Origin of the sequence: Geodermatophilus chilensis, from assembly GCF_002802985.1 — a bacterium.
Taxonomy (GTDB): domain Bacteria; phylum Actinomycetota; class Actinomycetes; order Mycobacteriales; family Geodermatophilaceae; genus Geodermatophilus; species Geodermatophilus chilensis.
This window is the reverse complement of the sequence record NZ_NVPT01000071.1, coordinates 1-21,790: the sequence shown is the minus strand read 5'-3', so window position 1 is coordinate 21,790 and position 21,790 is coordinate 1. Positions and strand designations below refer to the sequence as shown.

Here is a 21,790-nt window from a genome sequence, read left to right as displayed (position 1 = left end):
GGCAGGAACCGCCACGTGACAACCGCGCATCTGCGCACACCGATGCGGTGCGTCGACTCCGGCGACGGACACGGCGCGCCGCCCCGAGGCCCTGGGTTACCGGCCGGTAGCTCGTGTGGGAGAGTCGATCTCCCACCCTGCGAGACGGCCCGGTCGCCGTCAGGAGAGAGGCCCGATGCGCTTGCAACTGTCCCCGGAGCTGGAGGCCTTCCGGGAGGAGATGCGGACGTTCTTCACCACCCAGGTGCCCCAGGAGATCCGTGACACCGTCGCGGCCCGCCGGCACCTGTCCAAGGAGCAGTACGTCGAGGCCATGCGGACGCTCAACGCCGCCGGCCTGGCCGTGCCGCACTGGCCCGTGGAGTGGGGCGGCAGGGGCTGGACGCCGCTGCAGATGCACATCTGGCGTGAGGAGATGCAGCTGGCCTGCGTCCCCGAGCCACTGCCCTTCAACGCCAGCATGATCGGCCCGGTCATCGCGGCCTTCGGCAGCCAGGAGCAGAAGGAGCGCTTCCTGCCGAAGACCGCCAACATCGACATCTGGTGGTGCCAGGGCTTCTCCGAGCCCGACGCCGGCTCCGACCTGGCCAGCCTGCGCACCACCGCCGTCCGCGACGGCGACGACTGGGTGGTCAACGGGCAGAAGACGTGGACGACGCTCGGCCAGCACGCCGACTGGATCTTCTGCCTGGTCCGCACCGACCCGACCGCGGAGAAGAAGCAGCGCGGCATCTCGCTGCTGGTCTTCCCGATGGACGCCCCCGGTGTCACGCTGCGGCCGATCCAGCTCATCGACGGCAGCCACGAGGTCAACGAGGTCTTCTTCGAGGACGTCCGCGTCCCGGCCGAGAACCTCATCGGCGAGGAGAACCGCGGCTGGGACTACGCCAAGTTCCTGCTCGGCAACGAGCGCGTGGGCATCGCGCGGATCGGCTCCTCCAAGCGGCTGCTGGCCCAGGCCAAGGCGTACGCCCGGGAGGTCACCGTCGGCGGCCGCCCGCTCATCGAGGAGCCGCGGATGGCCGACCGCATCGCCGAGCTGGAGAACGAGCTGCTCGCCCTGGAGCTGACCGCGCTGCGCGTGGTCGCGCACTCCGCCGACGGCAAGTCCCACCCGGCCTCGTCGGTGCTCAAGCTGCGCGGCTCGGAGCTGCAGCAGGACATCACCGAGCTGGTCGTCGACATCGCCGGCCCGCTCTCGCTGTCCTCGTTCGCCGACGGCGGTTCCGAGGTGCCGGACTGGGCCCGCGTGGCCACGCCGGAGTACCTCAACTACCGCAAGGTCTCCATCTACGGAGGCTCCAACGAGGTGCAGCGCACCATCATCGCCGGCACGATCCTGGGGCTCTGAGGCAACCGTGGACTTCACCTTCGACAGTGAGCAGAACGACCTCCGGGAGGCCGTGCGCGGCCTGCTGGAGCGCGCCTACGGCGACAGCGAGCAGCGTCGCCGGGTGACCGGCACCGACCCGGGCTTCGACGAGAAGACCTGGTCGCGGCTGGCCGAGATGGGCCTGCTGGGGCTGCCCTTCGCCGAGGAGCACGGCGGCATGGGCGCCGGGCCGATCGAGGTGGCGATCGTCGCCGAGGAGATCGGCCGGGTGCTCGCGCCCGAGCCGTTCGTCGAGGCGGTCGTGCTGGCCGGCGGCCTGGTCGCCGCCGTCGGCACCGACGCCCAGAAGAGCGAGATCCTGGCCGGCATCGCCGAGGGGACGACGCTGGCCGCCCTCGCGCACGCCGAGCCCGACACCCGCTGGAGCCCGTCGGCCGCGGCCGTCACCGCCACGCAGGACGGCGACTCGTGGACGCTCACCGGCGTCAAGGAGCCGGTGCTCCACGGCGCGCGGGCCGACGTCCTGGTCGTCTCCGCGGTGATCGACGGTGGGACGGCGCTGTTCCTGGTCCGCGGCGACGCGGCGGGCCTGACCCGCACCGGCTACCGCACCCACGACGGCAGCCGCGCGGCCGCCGTCCGCTTCGCCAGCATCCCGGCCGAGTTGCTCGGCGAGGGCTCTGCGGACCGGACCGCGGAGATCGAGCGGGTGCTCGCCGAGGGGCGCATCGCCTACGCCCACGAGGCCATCGGCTCGATGGACACGGCGCTGCGCACCACCGCCGAGTACCTCAAGACCCGCAAGCAGTTCGGCGTGACGCTCAACCGGTTCCAGGCGCTCACCTTCCGCGCCGCGGACATGTACGTCTCGCTCGAGCTGGCTCGCAGCACCGCGCTGTGGGCGTCGATGGTGGCCGACGCCGGCGGGGACGTCGTCGCCGCAGCCGACCGCGCCCGGCTGCAGACCAGCCGCGCCGGCCGGCACATCGGCAAGGAGGCGATCCAGCTGCACGGCGGGATCGGCGTGACCGCCGAGTACACGGTGGGCCACCACACCAGCCGGCTCACCGCCATCGACCACGTCCTCGGCGACGGCGACTGGGCGCTGTCCCGGCTCGCCGCGGACGTGACCGGGCACGAGACCGTCGACCCGCTGGGTGCGCCCTACACCTCCTGAGCGAGCGGCAGACGACCGCGGCCGGCGTCCCCACCGGGGACGCCGGCCGCGGTCGTCTGCGCGGCCCCGTCCCGGGCCGGCCCCGTCCAGAGGCTCGCCGCGAGCCTGCGAGCGGTGAGGAGGACGGGCGGCCTGCCGGCAGGGTCCCGCCGCGAGCCTGCGAGCGGTGGAGGGGCCGGGGGGCCTTCTTCAGTCGAGCAGCGCCAGGCGGAGTTCCTCGGCCTCAGCGCGCACCCGGTCGAGCACCGGGACGACGGCGTCGTCGCGCAGCTGTCCGCCGGTCAGCTCCTCGACCGGCACCGGCTCGTGGTCCTCGACCGTCAGCCGGGCCGCGACCTCGAGCGCCGCCCGCAGCAGCGCGCCGTCCTCGGTGCCGAGGTCGTCGACCGCGCCGAGCGGGGTGACCATGCTGGGCGGGAAGCCCCAGTGCTCGAGGGCCACCGCGGTGAGCCGGTAGGCGTGGAGGCCGTAGCGGCGCACCTCGGCCGCCCGGCGGCCGGCGGCGGTCGGCTCGGCGGCCGACAGCTCGGCGTAGCCCTCCTCGTCGTTGTGGTGCAGCAGGGCGACGCCCAGGGGCGCGAGCAGGCCCAGGCACAGCGCGTCCTGGGGGCGCTCGCCGAACCGCGGGGCCAGGGTGGAGGCGCCCAGCGCGACGCAGGTGCTCATGCGCCAGAAGTCCCGGGGCAGCCGCGACTCGTCGTCCAGGTCGGTCAGCGCGACGGTGGCCATGGTCCGCACGGTGGTGAAGCCGACGACGGTGACGGCGAACTGCAGCGAGGTGACCCGCCCGCGCATGCCGAAGTAGGCGGAGTTGGCCAGCTTCATGACCCGGCCGGCCAGCGCGGCGTCGGAACCGAGGACGCGGGCCAGGCCGCGCGCGTCGGTGTCGTCGGAGCCGGCGATCGAGACGATCTGCGCGGCGACCGGCTTCTGCGTGGCCATCGTCTCGATGCTGGCCAGCACCGCCTCGAGGTCGAAGGACGGCGCGGCGGCCAGGGTCGTGGGCACGGGTGCTCCCGGGAGGAAGGTGACGGTCATCGGGCGTGTGCGGCGTACCAGGCGGCGGTGCGGTGGCCGGTCATCGGCTGGGCCAGGTTGAAGCCCTGCAGGAAGCCGGCCCCGAGCTCGGCGAGCTGGGCGGCCTGCTCCTCGGTCTCCACACCCTCCGCGACGGTCGTCAGCTCCAGGCTGCGGGCCAGCGCGATGACCGCGGAGGCGATCTCGGTGTGCCCGTCGGCCAGCTCGGCGACGAACGAGCGGTCCACCTTGAGGACGTCGACCGGCAGGTGGCGCAGGTAGGCCAGCGAGGAGTACCCGGTGCCGAAGTCGTCGATGGCCAGCGAGACGCCGAGGCCGCGCAGCTGCATGAGCACCTCGCGGGCCGACGCCGGGTCCTTCATCAGGGCCGACTCGGTGATCTCGATGGACAGCCGCGAGGGCGGCAGCCCGTGCCGCTCCAGCGCGGCGACGACGTGGCCGTGCAGGTGCTCGTCGAGCTGTAGGGCGGACACGTTGACGTTGGCTCGGGGCGGGGCGGCGGGGCCCAGCACGCGGTCCCACTCGGCCAGCTGCCGGCAGGTCTCGTCGAGCACCAGCAGGCCCAGCGCGCCGATCAGCCCGCTCTCCTCGGCCAGGGCGACGAACACGGCGGGGCTGATCGCGCCGCGCACCGGGTGGTGCCAGCGGGCCAGCGACTCCACCGCCACCGGGGCGCCGTCGGCGGTGTCGAAGATCGGCTGGTAGAGCAGCGTGATCTCCCGCCGCTCGATCGCCTCGCGCAGCTCGGCGACCAGCCGCAGCTTGTCGCGCGCCTCGGCCCGGGCCCGCTGGTCGAGCACGGTGATCCGGCCCTTGCCACCGGCCTTGGCCTGGTACATCGCGATGTGGCAGTCGCGGATGAGCTCCTCGGCCGCGCCGTGCTCAGCGGTCTGCACGGTCACGCCGACGCTGGCGTGCGAGCGGACGTCGACCCCGCCGAGGCGCACCGGCTCGGCCAGCGCGGCGCCGATCCGCTGGGCCAGCGTCACCGCGTCGTCCTCGTCGACGTCCTGGCAGACGACGACGAACTCGTCGCCGCCGAAGCGGGCAACCAGGTCGCCGGGGCGCACCGTGGCGCGCAGCCGGGCGGCGACCTCGACGAGCAGCTCGTCGCCGGCTGCGTGGCCGAGGGAGTCGTTGACGACCTTGAAGTTGTCCAGGTCGAGGAACAGGCAGGCCAACCCGCTGCTGCCGGGCCGGAACCGCGCGGCCACGTGCTCGGCGAGCAGGGTGCGGTTGGGCAGCCCGGTGAGCGGGTCGTGGTTGGCCTGGTGCTCCAGCCGCGCCTCGAAGGCCAGCCGATCGGTGATGTCCTCGATCGTGCCGACGAAGCCCGCCCCGACGCCGGGGGTGAACAGCTGCGAGAAGCGGAAGACCGCCGTCCGCTCGATGCCGTCGGTGCGCAGCAGCCGCGCCTTGGTCTCGCCGTCGCCCCCGCCCAGGACGACGACGACCTGCTCGATGACGTCGTCGAGGTCGTCGGGGTGCACGGTGGCCATCCAGCCGGTGCCCAGCAGCTGCTCGGCCTGCAGGCCGACCAGGCTGCAGAAGGCGTCGTTGACGTGCGCCAGGCGCATGCCCTGCTCGGAGAGCAGCGTGGGCACCGGGGAGCGCTCGGTCAGCGTGGCGAACCGCTGCTCGTGGGCGTCGGCGGTGGCCCGCAGGGCCCGCTCGGACTCGCTGTCGGCGGGGACCAGCCGCAGCGTCCACGTCCGGCCGCTGGGCATCGGCGTGCACCGCACCACCGCCTCGACGAGGGCGCCGCTGGCGGTGCGCACCGGCAGCGTCATGCGCACGCTGCGCTCGCGGCGCAGCAGCAGCCGGACCTCGCCGCCGCGCAGCGTCGGCACCAGCGAGGTGACCGGCAGGGACCGCAGGTCGTCCAGCCCGTAGCCCAGCAGCTGCGTGGCGCCCTCGTTGCCCCAGGTGATGCGCGGCGTCCCACCGACCAGCTCGGCCACGAGGAGCACGAGCGTGTCGCTCACCGCGGCCCCGTAGAAGATCGCCGAGACGACCTCCGGTGGCACCAGCGGTTCGGCAGTCACGGTGGTCGCTGACACGCGGCCTCCTCTGCTGGTCCACGGCGATCGGCGTCCGTGCCGCTCGTCCGTCCTGCGAAGGAGTACGCCAACCCGTCCTCGCAGTTCCAGCCGGGATCGTCCTGCTTCACTCTCCCGAGGGGGCCGGGGCCCCGGAGGCGCCGGCGGATCGAGAGGGCACACTGCAGAGGGTGACGCAGCCCACCCACGGAGGAGCCCCGCGGTTCGGCATGATCTCCCCGGCTGCGCCACCAGTGCACGCCGTCCCGGACCACCCGCCCACCGGCGGGCGCCACCGCTGTACCGGACCGCACCGTCACCCGCGACGGGCGGCGCCCGACCCGTGCAGGAGGAACCGGACGTGCTGATCGGAGTCCCTCGGGAGACCCGGCCCGGCGAGACACGCGTGGCGGCGACGCCGACCACCGTGCGCCAGCTGATCGCCCTCGGCCACGACGTCCTCGTCGAGACCGGGGCAGGCGCGGCCGCCAGCTTCCCCGACGACGCCTACCGGGAGGCCGGCGCCCGGGTGGGGACGGCGGAGGACGCGTGGGGCGCCGACGTCGTCCTGCACGTGGCCAAGCCGACCCCGGAAGAGGTCGGACGGCTGCACGGCGGCGCGGTGCTGGTCAGCACCCTCGCCCCGGCGCTCGACCCCGACCTGCTGGCGACGCTCGCCGCCCGGCCGATCACCGCGCTGGCGATGGACGCCGTCCCGCGGATCAGCCGCGCGCAGTCGCTCGACGTGCTCAGCTCGATGGCCAACATCGCCGGCTACCGGGCGGTGATCGAGGCCGCGCACGCGTTCGGCCGCTCGTTCACCGGCCAGGTCACCGCGGCCGGCAAGGTGCCCCCCGCGACGGTGCTGGTCGTCGGCGCGGGCGTCGCCGGGCTGGCCGCGATCGGCGCGGCGAGCAGCCTGGGCGCGGTCGTGCGGGCCACCGACGTCCGCCCCGAGGTCGCCGAGCAGATCGCCTCGATGGGCGGTGAGTACGTCGGGGTGCCCGCCGACGAGGCGCCCAGCGGCGGCGGCACGGGGTACGCGAGCGTCACCAGCGAGGACTACGACCGGCGGGCCGCGGCGATGTACGCCGAGCAGGCCCGCGAGGTGGACATCGTCATCACCACCGCGCTGATCCCGGGCCGCCCGGCGCCGCGGCTGATCACCGAGGAGATGGTGGCCAGCATGAAGCCGGGCTCGGTGATCGTGGACATGGCCGCTGGCCAGGGCGGGAACGTGGCCGGCTCGGTGCCCGACGAGGTCGTCGTCACCCCGAACGGCGTGACGATCATCGGCTACACCGACTTGCCCGGCCGGCTGCCCGGCCAGGCCTCACAGCTGTTCGGCACCAACCTGGTCAACCTCGTCAAGCTGCTCACCCCCGGCAAGGACGGGCGGCTGGTGCTCGACCTCGACGACGTCGTCCAGCGCTCGATGACGGTGGTGCGCGACGGCGAGCTGCTCTGGCCACCGCCGCCGGTGCAGGTGTCGGCGGCACCGGCCGCGGCGCCGGCCGCGCGCCCGCCCGCACCCGTCGCCCGGCCCAAGGCGCCCCGCTCCCCTGCGCGCACCGCGGCCGTCGTCGGTGTCGCGGCGCTGCTGCTGTTCCTGGCCGCGGCGTTCTCGCCGAACCAACTGATCGGCAACCTGACGGTGTTCGCGCTCGCGGTCGTCGTGGGCTTCTACGTGATCGGCAACGTGCACCACGCGCTGCACACGCCGCTGATGAGCGTCACCAACGCGATCTCCGGGATCATCGTGGTCGGCGCCCTGTTGCAGATGGGCCACACCAGCGCCCTGGTCACCGTGCTGGCCACGGTCGCCGTGCTGGTGGCCAGCATCAACGTCTTCGGCGGCTTCGCCGTGACCCGCCGCATGCTCGGCATGTTCACCCGCGGGCCGGCCCGCGCCACCACGGAGCGCTGACATGACCGCCACCTCCGCCGCCGCTGCGGCCTACATCGTCGCCGCGCTGCTGTTCGTGCTGAGCCTCGCCGGCCTGTCCCGGCACGAGACGGCGAAGTCGGGCAACGCCTTCGGCATCGCCGGCATGGCGATCGCCCTGGCCGCCACCGTCGGGCTGGCCGCCCGCAGCATCGAGGCCGCCGCCGTCGGGCTGCTCGTCGTCGCCATGGCCGGCGGCGCCGCGATCGGGCTGTGGCGGGCCCGCCGGGTCGAGATGACCGGCATGCCCGAGCTCATCGCGCTGCTGCACAGCTTCGTCGGCCTGGCCGCCGTCCTGGTCGGCTGGAACGGTTACCTGTCGGTCGAGGCGAACGCCGGGGAGCAGACCGAGGTGCCCGCCGACCTGCTCGGCATCCACTCCGCCGAGGTGGTGATCGGCGTCTTCATCGGCGCGGTCACCCTCACCGGCTCGATCGTCGCCTTCCTGAAGCTGTCGGCCCGGATCAAGAGCAACCCGCTCATGCTGCCGGGCCGCAACTGGCTGAACCTCGGGGCGCTGGTCGCCTTCGCCGCGCTGACGGTGGTCTTCGTCGCCTCGCCGTCCCTCGGGGTGCTGACCGCGGTCACGGTGCTCGCACTCGCGCTGGGCTGGCACCTGGTCGCCTCGATCGGTGGCGGCGACATGCCGGTCGTCGTCTCGATGCTCAACAGCTACTCGGGCTGGGCGGCCGCGGCGTCGGGCTTCCTGCTCGACAACGACCTGCTGATCATCACCGGCGCGCTGGTCGGCTCCTCGGGTGCCTACCTCAGCTACATCATGTGCCGGGCGATGAACCGCTCCTTCCTGTCGGTCATCGCCGGCGGCTTCGGCAACGAGGGCAGCACCGCCTCCGGCGCCGCCGACGGCGAGCACACCGAGATCACCGCCGAGGAGGTCGCCGAGCTGCTGCGCGACGCCCGGTCGGTGGTCATCACGCCCGGCTACGGCATGGCCGTGGCGCACGCGCAGTACCCGGTCGCCGAGCTCACCCGCACGCTCACCGAGAAGGGCGTGGAGGTGCGCTTCGGCATCCACCCGGTCGCCGGCCGGCTGCCCGGGCACATGAACGTGCTGCTGGCCGAGGCAAAGGTGCCGTACGACATCGTCCTGGAGATGGACGAGATCAACGACGACCTCGCCAAGACGGACGTGGTGCTGGTGATCGGCGCGAACGACACGGTGAATCCGGCCGCGCTGGATGACCCGGGCAGCCCGATCGCCGGCATGCCGGTGCTGCAGGTGTGGGAGGCCGAGCACGTCGTCGTCTTCAAGCGGTCGATGAGCACCGGCTACGCCGGCGTGCAGAACCCGCTGTTCTTCCGGGAGAACACCCGGATGCTCTTCGGCGACGCCCGGGAGCGGGTCGAGGACATCCTCAAGGCGCTCTGACGGTTGCGGGGACGGCCCGGGTCCCCGACGGTTGCGGGGTGGACCCCTTCCGCGGCCTGGGCCTGCCCCGCATCCCCGGCCTGTCCGAGCTGGTCGACGTCCTGCAGAAGCAGACCGAGGCGCTCGCGCAGCTGCCCCGCACGCTGGCCGACCTCAACGGCGCCGTCCGGGAGCTGATCGCGGCCACCCGCGTGGCCACCGAGACGATCGCGTCGGCGCAGCGGACCGCCGAGCGGCTCGAGGACCTGGTCGAGGAGCTCGAGGAGCCGGTGCGGGCGCTGCGCCCCGGGCTCGAGCGGGTGGGCCGGGTGCTCGACGACCCGGCCATCGAGACCGTGCCCGACACGCTGCGCACCGTCGCCGAGGACCTGCTGCCGCTGGTGCACGGGCTGCGGCAGGCCACCGACCGGGTCGGCTCGGTCACCGGCTTCCTGCGACGCCGTGCGCCCGGGAACAAGGACCGCCCGGAGGACGACCTCTAGCCGCGTTCCAGCAGGAAGACGAACGGGTCGGGCAGGCCGCGCATGTCCATGAGCCCGAGCAGCAGGTCCGGCGTGACCCGGCGGAAGACGTCGACGACCGGCAGCCGGTCGTAGACCAGCGCCGCGGTGGGCACCCCGCGGTGCACCACCGGGCGCAGCCGGGCGGTGGGACGGCGGGTGGTCAGCAGCGGCCGGACGGCGGTGAACGCCAGCCGGGCCGGGGCGCTGCGGGCCAGGGCCGGTGCGCGGCGGAGCAGGGTCAGCGGCGCGGGGGCGGGGTCGATCGGGCGCGGCCGGCCGGCCCGGTCGGGGAAGAGCAGGGGGTGCACGGTGTCGGCGTCGCGCACCTCCTTCCCCCACCAGCGGTGCACGGTCAGCAGGCCGTCCAGCGGGGAGCCGGTGGGCAGCTCGGCGCCCCGCCAGCGGCCGGTCATCTCCTCGACCGCGACCCCGGGCAACCGGTCGGCGAGGGCCAGGACGTCGGCCGGGGCTGCGCCGCCGCGGTGCCGCGCGACCCACCGCTCGGCGTCGGTCACGGCGCGCTCCAGTGCGGCGGGTGCTCGAGCCCGGCTGGCAGCACGGTCGTGCGGTCGCCACGGGCGCCGGCCACCTGGCGCCGGGTGAGGAACAGGACGCCGGAGAGGTCGGTGCCGCGCACGTCCGCGGCCCGCAGGTCGGTACCGAGCAGGTCGGTCAGGTGCAGGGCGGCACCGCGCAGGTCCGCCCCGAGCAGGAGGGCCCCGCGCAGGCTCACCCCGCGCAGGTCGGTGTGCCGCAGGTCGGCGCCGACGAGGTCGGCGTCGCGCCGGTCGGCCCGGCGCCGGCCGCCCGCCCGCGGCCGGACGCCGGCCCGCGCCAGCTCGCTGACCGACAGCAGCAGCGCGCCGGCCTCCGCCTGGAGGGCGCCGGCGTCGACGGCCGCGAGCTCGTCGGGCCCGGTGTCGGTGAGGCGGGCGGTGCGCTCGTGCGCGGCGGCCAGCTCCCGGTGCAGCGGCGCGGCGGCGTCGAGGGCGAGCGCCTCCGTGAGGTACCAGAGCAGCTCGTGCAGCAGCCGCTGGACGCCGAAGGCCGCGAAGACCGCCGCCGCCTGCTCCGGGGAGTCCCGCCAGCGCGGGGCACCGGCGAAGGTGACCTGGACCGTGTGCTGCCCCGCGCCGAAGCAGTCGAAGACCGTGCAGCCGGGGAAGCCGCGCTCGCGCAGCTCGGCGTGGATGCCGCAGCGGTCGTCGTCCCGCAGGTTCGGGCAGGCCTGCCCGGCCGGCTTGTCGATCGCGAAGTCGGCCGAGGCGGCGAACGCCGGGGCCACGCAGCACAGCCCGGCGCAGCGGGAGCAGTCCGCCCGCAGCCGGGTGCGGGCCGCGACGGCGTCGGGCACGGGCCCTCCTCGGGTCAGGTCGTCGGGCGCTCCAGGGTCACCAGCACCCCCTCGACGCCGCCCGGGCCGATGCGGCCCTTGACCTCGACCGAGGTGATCGCCTTGAGCTGCCAGCCCTCGCGGGCGTGCTGGTTGAGCACCTTCTCCAGCTTGTCCCCCGACATCTTCCCGCCGATCAGCCCCTCGCGGAGCTCGACCACCCGGTACTCGAAGCGCTGCGCCACGTCCGTCCCCTCTCGTCGTCCGCCCGTCCCCCGTCCCTGCCCCGGCGCGGCCCGGACGATGCCTCCCGTGCCGAGCGCGAGGGTCCGGCCGCGGCTACCCTGCCTGCGACCCGATCCGCCGACGGACAGGACGAGCTCGGTGACCGACCCCCTGAGCTCGCTGCTGCGGGCCGCGCACCTGATGTCGCCGTCGAGGCTGGCGAGCATCGTCGCCGCCCACGGCCGGGCGATGGGGGTGAGCGAGACGGTCCTGTACCTGGCCGACTACGAGCAGGTCATCCTGCTGCCGCTGCCCGGCGACGGCGTCCCCGGGCGCCAGGAGCTGCCGGTCGAGGGCACGATGGCCGGCCGGTCGTTCCGCCGTGTCGAGGTGCTCACCAGCAGCGCCGGGCGGGGCGTCCGGCTGTGGGCGCCGCTGCTCGACGGCGTGGAGCGCCTGGGCGTGGTGGAGCTGACGCTCCCCTCAGCGCCCGACGAGGAGTACGAGGTGCGGCTCAAGGCCTTCGTGAGCCTGGTCGCTGAGCTCCTCGTCACCAAGGACGCCTACAGCGACGTGTTCGCCCGGCTGCGGCGGCGCAAGACGCTGAGCCTGGCGGCGGAGATGCAGTGGGAGCTCCTCCCGCCGCTGACGTTCGGCACCGACCGCGTGGTCATCACCGGGGGCCTGGAGCCAGCCTACGACGTCGGCGGGGACAGCTTCGACTACGCCGTCAACGGGGACACCGCCGACCTGCTGGTCATCGACTCCGTCGGGCACGGGTTGCCCTCCGCGGTGCTGGCCAGCGTCGCGATCAGCGCCTACCGCCACGCCCGCCGCGGGATGCTCGACCTGCCCGAGATCGCCGCCGAGGTGAACGCCGCGGTCGCCGGGCAGTTCCCCGGCAGCCAGTTCGCCACCGCGGTCATCGCCCGCCTTGACCTGGACAGCGGCCGGCTGCGGTGGATCAACGCCGGGCACCCCGAGCCGATGATCCTGCGCGGCTCGTCACTCGTGCAGCCGCCGCGCTGCGCGCCGGCCCGGCCGCTGGGGCTCCAGGAGGGCAAGCCGCTGTGCTGCGAGACCCGCCTGGAGCCCGGTGACCGGCTGCTGCTCTACACCGACGGCATCACCGAGGCCCGCTCCCCGGACGGGGAGTTCTTCGGCGAGCAGCGGCTGGCCGACTTCGTCCTCTCGGCGTCCGCCGCGGGTGACCGGGCACCGGAGACCGTGCGGCGGCTCATGCGCAGCGTCCTGACCCACCAGGCCGACCAACTGCAGGACGACGCCAGCATCGTCGTCCTGGAGTGGCTCACCGGGGACGAGCAGGAGATGGTGCCGTAGCCCCGCCGTCGCGCCCCGGCCGACGGTGCAGGATGCCCCGGTGGACGTGCTGAGCAGCCGGGTCCTCCTCCGGCCGGTCGACCTCGCGCGGTCGCAGGCCTTCTACCGCGACGTGCTGGGGTTGGCGGTGTACCGCGAGTTCGGCCCGCCCGAGCACCCCGGCCTGGTGTTCTTCCTCGGCAACGGCCTGCTCGAGGTCTCCGGGCCCGGGAACGAGCCGCCGCGGGGCCTGGCGCTGTGGGTACAGGTGCGCGACGTCGCCGCGGAGGTCGAGCGGCTGCGCGCCGCCGGGACGACGGTGCTGCGCGACCCGCGGACCGAGCCGTGGGGCCTGGTCGAGGCGTGGGTCGCCGACCCCGAGGGCGTGCGGATCGTGCTGGTCGAGGTCCCGCCTGATCACCCGCTGCGGCGCGACCGGCGGTAGCGGCAGCTGAGGCGCCCCGTCGTCGCCCGGGACGCCGCACACCGCGCGGCAGGCGACGACGAGGCGTCACGGGTGCCGGGTCAGGGGGTGGACCGCGGGGTCTCGTCGGGGTCGGCCGGGTCACCGGGACGGCGGACCAGGTCGGCCACCGACTCCTCCAGCCGCGCCCAGGTCGCGCTCCACTCCACCAGCGGGTCGAGGATCCGCTCGAAGACGGCCAGCTGCTCGTCGAAGGCCTGCAGCTGGGCGGTCATCGCCGCGATCTGCTGCCGCTGCCCGTGCACCGCCCGGTCGATGGCGCGCAGCTGCGCGGCCGACAGCGCGCCGGGGGGTGAGGGCAGCCGCGGCAGGGAGAACGGCACCGCGCCGCGCGCCCGGTCGGTGAAGGTGCGCAGCTGGCCGACGAACTCCTCGACCGACCGGCTCACCCGATTGCCGGATCCGCTCTCGCGGCCGCCCGTGTCGCTCTCACTCATGGCCCCATCCTCCCGCCGGCGGGTCCCCGGCGCGCTCCCGGCGTGCCACGCTGGGTGGGTGCTGTGGGCGCACCTCGTCGCGGTGGTGCACGCGCTGGCCGTCGTCCTGATGGTCACCGGCGCGCTGGTCGCGCTGCGCTGTCCACGGGTGCTGCTGGTGCACGCGCCGGTGGCCGCGGCGATCCTCGCGGTGCACCTGGCCGGCGCGCCGTGCCCGCTGACCACCCTGGAGCTGGCGCTGCGTGAGCGGGCCGGCGGCGAGCCGTACACCGGCGGGTTCCTCGGCCACCACGTCCTGGCGCCGCTCGGGCTGGACGTCGCCAACCCCGCCGTCCAGGCCGGGATCTACACCGTCGCGCTGGTGCCCAACGTGCTCGGCTACGGGCTGCTGGCGCTGCGCGCCGGTCCCGCCGCGGGCAGCGCTCGGCGGTCGGATGGTCGTTGTGCGGGAACTGTGGTCTCCGCCGGGGCCGAGACCACAGTTCACGCACAACCGCAGGGGGCCGTGCGGCGGTCCCGGCTCAGCCCCCGGTCAGCGCCCGCAGGGTCTCGGCGTTGCGGATCGCGTGCCCGTGCCCGTCGTTGTTGAAGTAGGCGTAGACGTCGCGACCGTCGCGCGCCCACTCGCCGATCCGGTCGGCCCACCAGCGCAGGTCGGCGTCGGGGTAGGAGCCGGCGTAGAGGTGGACGTCGTCCGGGCCGTGCAGGCGCACGTAGACGAACGGCGCGGTCGCGCGCAGCACGCAGGGCAGGCCGGCGCCGCTCATCACGCAGTACGCCGCGCCGTGCCGCTCGAGGAGGGCGTACACGGCCTCGTCGTGCCAGGTGGGGTGGCGGAACTCCACGGCGACCCGCATCCAGCCCGGCAGCAGGCCGAGGAAGAAGTCGAGCCGGGCGTCGTCGCGGGCCTGGGTGGGCGGCAGCTGCACCAGCAGGACGGCGCGCTTGTCCCTCAGCTCGTGCCAGCACGCGGTGAGCCGGCCGACCCAGGTCTCGGGGGCGTACAGCCGCTTGGCGTGGGTCAGCCCGCGCGGGGCCTTGACCGAGAGCTGGAAGCCCGGGGGCAGCCGGCGGCGCCAGGAGGCGAAGGTCGCCGTCCGCGGCCAGCGGTAGAAGCTCGCGTTGAGCTCGACGGTGCCCAAGCGCCGGACGTAGTGCGCCAGCCGGTCACGCGGCGGGGTGCCCGGCGGGTAGAGGACGCCGTCCCAGTGGTCGTAGCTCCAGCCCGACGTCCCGACGTGGACCGTGCCGTTCAGGGCAGCCGCCAGACCGTCGTCCGCCGCAGCCCCGGGCCCTCGGTCTCCGGGATCTCGTAGACCGCCACGCCTTCGAGTCGGTCGTGCGGCAGGTAGGGGCGGCCGGGGTCGCCGACGTACACCTCGCAGCCGCGGGCCCGGGCCCGGTCGAGGAAGGGCAGCACCCGCTCGGTCATCTCCCGGTCGTAGCAGACGTCGCCGGCGAGGACGACGCCGGTGCCGACCGGGTCCCGGCCGAGGACGTCCCCGGTGACGCTGATCCCGCGGACGCCGTTGAGCCCGGCGTTGACGCCGACCGCCGTGCGGCTGAACGGGTCGACGTCGCTGGCCAGCACCGACCTGGCCCCGGCGAGGCGCGCGGCCAGCGCCACCAGCCCGCTGCCGGACCCGAGGTCGAGGACGGCCCGCCCGGCCACCACCGACGGGGTGTCGAGCACGAAGCGGGCCAGCGCCTGCCCGCCGGGCCAGGCGGCGGCCCAGAACGGCGGGGCCTCCCCCGCGCCGCCGTCCGCGGCCTCCATCGCCTCCCACAGCGCGACGACGTCGTCGGCCACGTGCAGGCGCACCTCCGGCACCGAGGAGGGCCGCCGGACCTGGGTGTGCGCGCGGACGAAGGCCGACGGGACGGCGCGGACGGTCACGCCCCGAGTCCACCACGGGCCCGCACCGGCCACCGCGCCGCCTGGGAGCATCCGCCCGTGCTCGTCGCCCGCTCCGTCGCCCTGTTCCTCGCCGCAGCCGTGCTGGAGATCGGCGGCGCCTGGCTGGTGTGGCAGGGGGTCCGGGAGCACCGCGGCTGGCTGTGGATCGGGCTCGGGGTGGTGGCCCTCGGCGCCTACGGCTTCGTCGCCACCCTCCAGCCGGACGCGAACTTCGGCCGGATCCTCGCGGCCTACGGCGGGGTCTTCGTCGCCGGCAGCCTCGCCTGGGGCATGGCGCTGGACGGCTACCGGCCGGACCGCTTCGACGTCCTGGGGGCTCTGATCTGCCTGGTCGGCGTGGCCGTGATCATGTACGCCCCGCGGGGGACCTGAGCCGCGAACGGCCGAGGGCCGCCCCCGCGGTGCGGGGACGGCCCTCGGCAGAAGCTGGTCGCTCAGTACCAGCCCTTGGCCTGCGAGTGCGACCATGCGCCGCACGGGCTGCCGTAGCGGTTCTCGATGTAGATCAGGCCCGCGTCGATCTGCCGGTAGCCGTCCGACGTCTTGGCGATGCCGGTGCTGGCCCAGGTGGAGTTCAGGAACTGCGGGATGCCGTAGGCGGTGCTGGTGGGGTTCTGCGCGTTCGGGTTCCAGCCGCTCTCCTTGCCCCACAGCTTCTCCAGGCAGCCGAACTGTTCCGCGCTGCCGACCTTGCTCATCGCGTACTCCTTGAAGGAGCCGCGCGGCGCGGCGGACGACGAGCTGCTGGCGGCGGGCGCCGGGGCCGGAGCGGGAGCCGAGGCGGCCTCGCGCTCCGCGGCCGCACGAGCGGCGGCCTCGGCGGCGGCCTTCTCGGCGGCCTCGGCGGCGGCCTTCTCGGCGGCCTCGGCCGCGGCCTTCGCGGCGGCCTCGCGCTCCGCGGCCTCGCGGGCGGCCTGCTCGGCGGCGGCCTTCTCGGCGGCCTGGCGGTCCAGCTCGGCCTGCTCGGCGGCGGCCTGGGCCTGCGCGGCCTGCGCCTCGGCGGCCTGGCGCTCGCTGCGGGAGGCGGCGAGGTCCTCGAGCGGAGCCAGCTCGGTGGCGGCCGGGGCGGCGAGCGGCTGCTGCGCCGCCTCCTCGGTGATGCCGAGCTGCTCGGCGACGCTCATCGAGACCGGAACCGTCTCGGTCTCGGTCTCGGCCTCGGCGGCCGGCTGCGCGCCGACGACGGTGCTGACGACGATCGCGCCGGCGGCGGCCGTGGCCAGCAGGATCGCCGGACGGCGGCCGCGGGCGGGCAGCCGCAGGCGGCGGCGGGCGGTGCGGTTGGCGGGGGCGTCGGTGGCCGGGACGGCCGGGAACTGCTTGGTGTCCATCAGGTGGGGGTGCTCCGTGGCGAGAGGGCGCGCGGGACCGGTCCTCCGGGTGGAGGCAGCGGCGGGTGCGGCGCGGTCGACGGGGGCGTCGGCGGGTGTGGAGCGCCGGCGGGCGCGGTCGGGCGCCGGGTCAGCAGGCCGGGGAGGAGGCGCGGAGTGCGCGCGGCCGGGTGAGCCGGCGAGCCGCGAGGGCCCGTGAGCGGGGCATGCGGAGTGCTCCGTTTCTTCCGTGAGCCGCCTACCGAGTTAGCTGACGGGTTCGGGCGGGAAGCAGCCCTACCGGCCCGCGCTTCGTGCTCGCGGGCGGGATTCACCCCAGTACTGCGGTGGGTCCCCGGCTCGCGCCCGCTGGCGGCGGACACGACTCGGCGGCGTCCGGTCAGGCTCCCCGAACGGGGACGAGACGACCGACCGGACGGGAGCCACCGTAGGCGGCGTTACCGCGCCGTGACAATCCCGGGAACCACATCCGAAACGTGAGTGACGTCGCAGCGCGGCGTCCGCCCTCCCTCCGAGGGAGCCGGACGAGGGGAATACCGGCTGACCGGATACGTTGCACCGGCCAGTAGTTGCACTCTCAACAATGGAGACGGACATGCAGTTCGGCGTCTTCTCGGTCAGCGACATCACGACCGATCCAACCAACGGCCGCACGCCCGGCGAGGCCGAGCGGATCCAGGCGATCGTCACCATCGCGAAGAAGGCCGAGGAGGTCGGGCTCGACGTCTTCGCCCTGGGCGAGCACCACAACCCGCCGTTCTTCTCCTTCTTCTCCTCCTCGCCGACGACGACGCTGGCCTACATCGCCGCGCAGACGTCCACGCTGCAGCTGTCGACGGCGACCACGCTGATCACCACCAACGACCCGGTGAAGATCGCCGAGGACTACGCGATGCTGCAGCACCTGGCCGGCGGCCGGGTCGACCTGATGATGGGCCGCGGCAACACCGGCCCGGTCTACCCGTGGTTCGGGCAGGACATCCGCAACGGCCTGCCGCTGGCGGTGGAGAACTACGCGCTGCTGCGCCGGCTGTGGGACGAAGAGGTCGTCGACTGGTCCGGGCAGTTCCGCACGCCGCTGCAGGGCTTCACCTCCACCCCGCGGCCGCTGGACGGCGTCCCGCCGTTCGTGTGGCACGGCTCGATCCGCTCCCCGCAGATCGCCGAGCAGGCCGCGTACTACGGCGACGGCTTCTTCCACAACCACATCTTCTGGCCGGCCGAGCACACCGCCCGGATGGTGGAGTTCTACCGCCGCCGCTACGAGCACCACGGCCACGGCGCCGCCGACCAGGCGATCGTCGGGCTGGGCGGGCAGGTGTTCATGCGGAAGAACTCGCAGGACGCCGTCCGCGAGTTCCGCCCGTACTTCGACAACGCGCCGGTCTACGGCCACGGCCCCTCGCTGGAGGACTTCTCCCGCGAGACGCCGCTGACCGTCGGCTCCCCGCAGCAGGTCATCGAGCGGACCCTCGGCTTCCGCGAGTACGTCGGGGATTACCAGCGGCAGCTGTTCCTCATCGACCACGCCGGCCTGCCGCTGAAGACGGTCCTCGAGCAGCTGGACATGCTCGGCGAGGAGGTCGTGCCGGTGCTGCGTCGCGAGTTCGCCGCGCTCAAGCCGGCGCACGTCCCGGACGCCCCGACCCACGCCTCGCGGGTCGCCGCCCGGCAGCACACCCCGGAGGAGGTCTCGGCATGACCACCCGCACCCTGGCCGTCGTCAGCGCCGGGCTGTCGACCCCGTCGTCGACCCGGCTGCTGGCCGACCGGCTCACCGCCGCGACCGTCGCCGCCCTGCGCGAGCGGGGCGACGACGCGACGGTGGAGGTCGTCGAGCTGCGCACGCACGCCCGCGACCTGGCCGACCACCTGGTCACCGGGTTCGCCAACGAGTCGCTGCGGGCGGCGATCGACACGGTCGTGGGCGCCGACGGGCTGATCGCGGTGACGCCGGTGTTCTCGGCGTCCTACAGCGGGTTGTTCAAGACGTTCTTCGACGTCCTGGACAAGGAGTCGCTGACCGGGACGCCGGTGCTGCTCGGCGCCACCGCCGGCACCGCCCGGCACTCGCTGGTGATCGAGCACGCGATGCGCCCGCTGTTCGCCTACCTGCGCGCCATCCCCGTGCCCACCGGCGTCTTCGCGGCGTCGGAGGACTGGGCCGGCGCCGGCGGGGTGGACGCCGAGCTGGCCCGCCGCATCGACCGCGCGGCGGGCGAGCTGGCCGACCTCGTCGCCGGTCGCCCTGCGCAGCGCCGCGCGGCCGACCCGTTTGCCGACGTCCCCTCCTTCGAGGAGCTGCTCCGCGGCCACTGAGGCCCGCACTCCCCCGCGATCACGGCGCCGGGACCACCTGCCGAGCCTGGTAGGTGGCCCGGCGCCGTGGTGCTTCGACTCCCGGCAGAGGCGGTGACGGGCAGCGTCATGAGCTCGGCGCAGCCCTCGGCGGGCAAGATGGCGCCTGGCTGGGTCGCCGACCTGTCAGTCAGCCGGATCGGTAGAGGTCGCGGCGATGGTCGATCCTGAGGACGACCACCTCGCGTGGCTCGTCGAGGATGCGGTAGAGCACGCGGTAGGTCTCACGTCGCGCCGACCACACCCCGGCCAGATCACCGCGCAGCGGCTCGCCGACCCTGCGCGGCTCCCGGACCAGCGCCGTGGTCAGGAAGTCGATCACCGCGACGGCCACCCGTTCCGGCAGTTTCTCGGCCTGCGCCCGCCGCGCCGGAGGTGTCAGGACCAGCTCGTACGGCTGTTCCCCGGTCACTGCTGCAGCCGGCGGATCGCCTCCACACCACGCGTCACGTCGCCTCGGGCGTAGGCGGCGTCCGCCTCCCGGATGTCCGCCAGGGCCTCCGGGTCATGGAGGACCGACAGCGTCTCCTCGAGCGCCTCCAGGTCATCGGGACTGATGAGCACCGCCGCGGCGCGCCCGTTCCGGGTGATCACCACGCGTTCGTGCTGGTGCTCGACCCGGTCGATGACCTCGGACAGGTGATCGCGCACCGCGCGAAGCGACTCCGAGCGCCTCGCCGTCCCTCGCCGCAAGAAGTCGGTTCCCTGCGCAGGGCAGGGTGGCCGAGCCCTGCGCCACCCGCGCAACACCCAGATGACGAACACCGCCACGCCGACCGGCGGCCCGATGTCGCCGAGCTCGTCGGCCAGCGCGGTCCCGACTCGTCCGAGGAGTTGCTCCGCGGTCACTGCGCCAGCCGCCCCACCCGGCAGCGCCTGCCCCCCTCAGCGGACGGCGTCCTCCGAGGGGACGGCGGACCCGCCCTGCGGGGCCTCGGCCGTCATGATCCGCACGATCTCCGCGCGGTCGGCGGCCGAGGGCAGCCCCCATCCCGGCTGGTAGCCGTAGACCTCCCCGAGTGGCGTGGATGCCGTCCGTCCCGTGAGCACCTCGACCGAGGAGGAGTCGATCAGGCCGGGGTGCTCGACGCCGCAGGCCTCGGCGACCTTGACCAGGTCGCGGCGCAGCGTCCCGATGTAGTTGGCCGCGCGCACCGACTTCAGCTGCGGGTCCAGGCCGTGCGCGAGCCAGGGGTTCTGCGTGGCGACGCCGGTCGGGCAGGTGTCGGTGTGGCACTTCTGCGCCTGGATGCAGCCGATCGCCAGCATCGCCTCACGGCCGACGTTGACCATGTCGCAGCCGAGCGCGAACGCCACGACCGCGTTGTCGGGCAGACCGAGCTTGCCGGCGCCGACGAAGGTGACCTGCTCGTGCAGCCCCGCGCGGGCGAACACCGAGTGGACCCGGGCGAAGCCCAACTGGAACGGCACGGACACCGAGTCGGTGAAGATGAGCGGCGCCGCGCCGGTGCCGCCCTCCCCGCCGTCCACCGTCACGAAGTCCACCCCACGGCCGGTGGTCGCCATCAGGTCGGTCAGCTCGTGCCAGAACGTCATGTCCCCGACGGCGGACTTGATGCCGACCGGCAGCCCGGTCTCGGCGGCGAGCAGCTCCACCCAGTCGAGCAGGCTGTCGGTGTCGGAGAACTCGGCGTGCCGTGACGGGCTGATGCAGTCCACGCCCTCCGGGACGCCGCGTGCGGCCGCGATCTCGGCCGACACCTTCGCACCCGGCAGGACGCCGCCCAGGCTGGGCTTCGCGCCCTGGCTGAGCTTGATCTCCAGGGCCCGGACCGGCGCGGAGGCGACGAGGTCCTTGAGCCGCTGCAGGTCGAAGCGGCCCTGCTCGTCCCGGCAGCCGAAGTAGGCCGTGCCGAGCTGGAAGACCAGCTCCCCACCGTGCCGGTGGTGCACCGAGAGTCCGCCCTCGCCGGTGTTCTGCAGGCACCCGGCCAGCGCCGCCCCGCGGTTGAGCGCCTCGATCGCGGCGCCGGACAGCGACCCGAAGCTCATCGCCGAGACGTTGACCACCGAGGCCGGCCGGAAGGCCCGCGCCCGGCCGCGCGGACCACCGAGCACCTTGACGCTGGGCAGCGCGACGTCGTGGCCCGCGTGGACCGAGGAGGGCGGCACGGCCCGGCCGAACGTGCGGTGGTTGATGACCGGGTAGCCGGCGGTGAACTCCAGGTCGTTGTCGGTGCCGAAGCCGAAGTAGTTGTTCTCGTGCTTCGCCGACGCGTAGACCCAGCGCCGCTGGTCCCGGGTGAACGGGCGCTCCTCGTTGTCGCCCGCCACGAGGTACTGGCGCAGCTCCGGGCCGACCGACTCCAGCAGGTACCGGGCGTGGCCGATCACCGGGAAGTTGCGCAACAGGGTGTGCTCGCGCTGCAGCAGGTCGCGGGCGGCGACCGCGGCCAGACCGACCAGGCCGGCACCGGCGAGACGGAGACTGCGTCCCATGGCGTCACGATGCCACCGCGGACCCGGTTCCGGCAGGTCCGTCGACGTCTCCTCCTCCGACGAGCTCCTCACGGCGGAGGGGCGTGCGGGACGACCTGTGTCGCCGCGGTGGTGAGCTGGAGGACGACGGTCCCCGCGTACTCGGACGAGTCACCCACGCGATGACCGACCCCCTCCACGTCTGCCAGTTCCCCACCTCTCTCGGCCTGGCCGGTCGGTCCTCGTCCTCGAGGCCCTCGACGTGCCAGTGCCCATCCGCTGACGCCCCCCGCCCACACTCCGAGAGGCATCTCCGCCGTCGCACGCAGTGAGGGACCCGCCGCGAGGACGTGACCTGGTGGACGAGGTCGGTCTCGTCCACCTCGTAGCCGTCCGCTGTCAGGTACTGCGCGGCGACGGCCATCCCGCCCGGTCCTCCCGGGCTGCACCGGGCCGGCGGCTCCCCCACCCCCTCCGCCCCTGCCCACAGTGCGGGGCAGGGGCAGAGCCTGTCCTCTAT

At 74.3% G+C, this 21,790-nt stretch carries 23 protein-coding genes and 1 riboswitch; of the genes, 11 read left to right on the top strand and 12 right to left on the bottom strand.

Annotation, left to right across the window (positions count from 1 at the left end; translation table 11 throughout):
• Window positions 1-175: 175 nt before the first annotated feature.
• On the top strand, window positions 176-1,351 hold the full coding sequence (locus CNO22_RS13545) for an acyl-CoA dehydrogenase family protein (RefSeq protein ID WP_100499869.1): 1,176 nt from the start codon (window positions 176-178) through the stop codon (window positions 1,349-1,351).
• 7 nt (window positions 1,352-1,358) lie between these two features.
• A complete protein-coding gene (locus tag CNO22_RS13540) occupies window positions 1,359-2,510 on the top strand; it encodes an acyl-CoA dehydrogenase family protein (RefSeq protein ID WP_100499868.1) in 1,152 nt (383 codons plus the stop codon).
• A 189-nt stretch (window positions 2,511-2,699) separates the two neighbouring features.
• Here the strand turns inward: CNO22_RS13540 and CNO22_RS13535 are convergent, their stop codons facing one another.
• Both CNO22_RS13535 and CNO22_RS13530 read right to left on the bottom strand, forming a co-directional pair.
• On the bottom strand, window positions 2,700-3,518 hold the full coding sequence (locus CNO22_RS13535; protein WP_232807013.1) for an HDOD domain-containing protein: 819 nt from the start codon (window positions 3,516-3,518) through the stop codon (window positions 2,700-2,702).
• A 26-nt stretch (window positions 3,519-3,544) separates the two neighbouring features.
• Window positions 3,545-5,608, bottom strand: coding sequence for a putative bifunctional diguanylate cyclase/phosphodiesterase (locus tag CNO22_RS13530; protein ID WP_100499866.1), 2,064 nt, complete (start codon window positions 5,606-5,608; stop codon window positions 3,545-3,547).
• Window positions 5,609-5,948: 340 nt separating this feature from the next.
• Between CNO22_RS13530 and CNO22_RS13525 the strand changes: the two genes are divergently transcribed.
• From CNO22_RS13525 to CNO22_RS13515, 3 genes are read left to right on the top strand one after another with little or no spacing between them, the layout of a single operon-like run.
• On the top strand, window positions 5,949-7,514 hold the full coding sequence (locus CNO22_RS13525; protein ID WP_100499881.1) for a Re/Si-specific NAD(P)(+) transhydrogenase subunit alpha: 1,566 nt from the start codon (window positions 5,949-5,951) through the stop codon (window positions 7,512-7,514).
• 1 nt (window position 7,515) lies between these two features.
• Window positions 7,516-8,922 carry a Re/Si-specific NAD(P)(+) transhydrogenase subunit beta gene (gene pntB / locus CNO22_RS13520; protein ID WP_100499865.1) on the top strand — a complete coding sequence of 469 codons (1,407 nt, stop codon included), beginning with the start codon at window positions 7,516-7,518 and terminating at the stop codon, window positions 8,920-8,922.
• 38 nt (window positions 8,923-8,960) lie between these two features.
• Window positions 8,961-9,404 carry a hypothetical protein gene (locus CNO22_RS13515; protein WP_100499864.1) on the top strand — a complete coding sequence of 148 codons (444 nt, stop codon included), beginning with the start codon at window positions 8,961-8,963 and terminating at the stop codon, window positions 9,402-9,404.
• On the opposite strand, the gene CNO22_RS13510 is transcribed toward CNO22_RS13515, so the two are convergent.
• Genes CNO22_RS13510 through CNO22_RS13500 form a run of 3 tightly spaced genes read right to left on the bottom strand, consistent with a single transcriptional unit; the run spans window position 9,401 to window position 11,003 of the window.
• Complete coding sequence (locus CNO22_RS13510; RefSeq protein ID WP_100499863.1) at window positions 9,401-9,940, bottom strand: DUF4334 domain-containing protein; 540 nt, start codon at window positions 9,938-9,940, stop codon at window positions 9,401-9,403. The genes CNO22_RS13515 and CNO22_RS13510 overlap by 4 nt on opposite strands.
• Window positions 9,937-10,779, bottom strand: coding sequence for a pentapeptide repeat-containing protein (locus CNO22_RS13505; RefSeq protein ID WP_100499862.1), 843 nt, complete (start codon window positions 10,777-10,779; stop codon window positions 9,937-9,939). Before CNO22_RS13505 ends, CNO22_RS13510 begins: the two co-directional genes overlap by 4 nt.
• A 14-nt stretch (window positions 10,780-10,793) precedes the next feature.
• Window positions 10,794-11,003, bottom strand: a complete 210-nt coding sequence (locus tag CNO22_RS13500; RefSeq protein ID WP_091150821.1) for a DUF4177 domain-containing protein — start codon at window positions 11,001-11,003, stop codon at window positions 10,794-10,796.
• A 139-nt stretch (window positions 11,004-11,142) separates the two neighbouring features.
• Between CNO22_RS13500 and CNO22_RS13495 the strand changes: the two genes are divergently transcribed.
• Together CNO22_RS13495 and CNO22_RS13490 are read left to right on the top strand one after the other, a co-directional pair.
• Window positions 11,143-12,324: a PP2C family protein-serine/threonine phosphatase gene (locus CNO22_RS13495; RefSeq protein WP_232807012.1), complete on the top strand. Its 1,182-nt coding sequence runs from the start codon at window positions 11,143-11,145 to the stop codon at window positions 12,322-12,324.
• Between the two features lie 40 nt (window positions 12,325-12,364).
• On the top strand, window positions 12,365-12,748 hold the full coding sequence (locus CNO22_RS13490; protein ID WP_100499860.1) for a VOC family protein: 384 nt from the start codon (window positions 12,365-12,367) through the stop codon (window positions 12,746-12,748).
• A gap of 80 nt (window positions 12,749-12,828) precedes the next feature.
• Here the strand turns inward: CNO22_RS13490 and CNO22_RS13485 are convergent, their stop codons facing one another.
• A complete protein-coding gene (locus CNO22_RS13485) occupies window positions 12,829-13,224 on the bottom strand; it encodes a hypothetical protein (protein WP_100499859.1) in 396 nt (131 codons plus the stop codon).
• A gap of 58 nt (window positions 13,225-13,282) precedes the next feature.
• On the opposite strand from CNO22_RS13485, the gene CNO22_RS13480 reads away from it, so the two are divergent.
• Complete coding sequence (locus tag CNO22_RS13480) at window positions 13,283-13,813, top strand: DUF2784 domain-containing protein (RefSeq protein ID WP_232807011.1); 531 nt, start codon at window positions 13,283-13,285, stop codon at window positions 13,811-13,813.
• Here CNO22_RS13480 and CNO22_RS13475 read toward each other — a convergent pair.
• Together CNO22_RS13475 and CNO22_RS13470 are read right to left on the bottom strand one after the other, a co-directional pair.
• The gene (locus CNO22_RS13475; RefSeq protein WP_232807010.1) at window positions 13,746-14,366 is read right to left on the bottom strand and encodes a DUF72 domain-containing protein; all 621 of its coding nucleotides are present in this window, start codon (window positions 14,364-14,366) and stop codon (window positions 13,746-13,748) included. The two genes, CNO22_RS13480 and CNO22_RS13475, sit on opposite strands and share 68 nt — an antisense overlap.
• Window positions 14,367-14,476: 110 nt before the next feature.
• The gene (locus CNO22_RS13470; RefSeq protein ID WP_100499858.1) at window positions 14,477-15,121 is read right to left on the bottom strand and encodes a class I SAM-dependent methyltransferase; all 645 of its coding nucleotides are present in this window, start codon (window positions 15,119-15,121) and stop codon (window positions 14,477-14,479) included.
• A gap of 57 nt (window positions 15,122-15,178) precedes the next feature.
• Between CNO22_RS13470 and CNO22_RS13465 the strand changes: the two genes are divergently transcribed.
• The gene (locus CNO22_RS13465; protein ID WP_100499879.1) at window positions 15,179-15,514 is read left to right on the top strand and encodes a YnfA family protein; all 336 of its coding nucleotides are present in this window, start codon (window positions 15,179-15,181) and stop codon (window positions 15,512-15,514) included.
• 62 nt (window positions 15,515-15,576) lie between these two features.
• On the opposite strand, the gene CNO22_RS13460 is transcribed toward CNO22_RS13465, so the two are convergent.
• Window positions 15,577-16,473 (bottom strand): aggregation-promoting factor C-terminal-like domain-containing protein, encoded by an 897-nt coding sequence (locus tag CNO22_RS13460; protein ID WP_100499857.1) that lies wholly within the window; start codon window positions 16,471-16,473, stop codon window positions 15,577-15,579.
• Between the two features lie 220 nt (window positions 16,474-16,693).
• A riboswitch (cyclic di-AMP (ydaO/yuaA leader) is annotated at window positions 16,694-16,854 on the bottom strand.
• 202 nt (window positions 16,855-17,056) lie between these two features.
• Here CNO22_RS13460 and CNO22_RS13455 point away from each other — a divergent pair.
• Window positions 17,057-18,175, top strand: coding sequence for an LLM class flavin-dependent oxidoreductase (locus tag CNO22_RS13455; protein WP_232807009.1), 1,119 nt, complete (start codon window positions 17,057-17,059; stop codon window positions 18,173-18,175).
• Window positions 18,172-18,792, top strand: a complete 621-nt coding sequence (locus tag CNO22_RS13450) for an FMN reductase (RefSeq protein WP_100499856.1) — start codon at window positions 18,172-18,174, stop codon at window positions 18,790-18,792. Before CNO22_RS13455 ends, CNO22_RS13450 begins: the two co-directional genes overlap by 4 nt.
• Before the next feature lie 169 nt (window positions 18,793-18,961).
• On the opposite strand, the gene CNO22_RS13445 is transcribed toward CNO22_RS13450, so the two are convergent.
• From CNO22_RS13445 to CNO22_RS13435, 3 genes are all read right to left on the bottom strand, one after another.
• Window positions 18,962-19,243 carry a type II toxin-antitoxin system RelE family toxin gene (locus tag CNO22_RS13445; RefSeq protein ID WP_100499855.1) on the bottom strand — a complete coding sequence of 94 codons (282 nt, stop codon included), beginning with the start codon at window positions 19,241-19,243 and terminating at the stop codon, window positions 18,962-18,964.
• Window positions 19,240-19,482, bottom strand: coding sequence for a type II toxin-antitoxin system Phd/YefM family antitoxin (locus CNO22_RS13440; RefSeq protein ID WP_232807008.1), 243 nt, complete (start codon window positions 19,480-19,482; stop codon window positions 19,240-19,242). The genes CNO22_RS13445 and CNO22_RS13440 overlap by 4 nt, the downstream gene beginning before the upstream one ends.
• Before the next feature lie 234 nt (window positions 19,483-19,716).
• Window positions 19,717-21,291, bottom strand: a complete 1,575-nt coding sequence (locus tag CNO22_RS13435) for an FMN-binding glutamate synthase family protein (RefSeq protein ID WP_100499854.1) — start codon at window positions 21,289-21,291, stop codon at window positions 19,717-19,719.
• Between the last annotated feature and the right edge of the window lie 499 nt (window positions 21,292-21,790).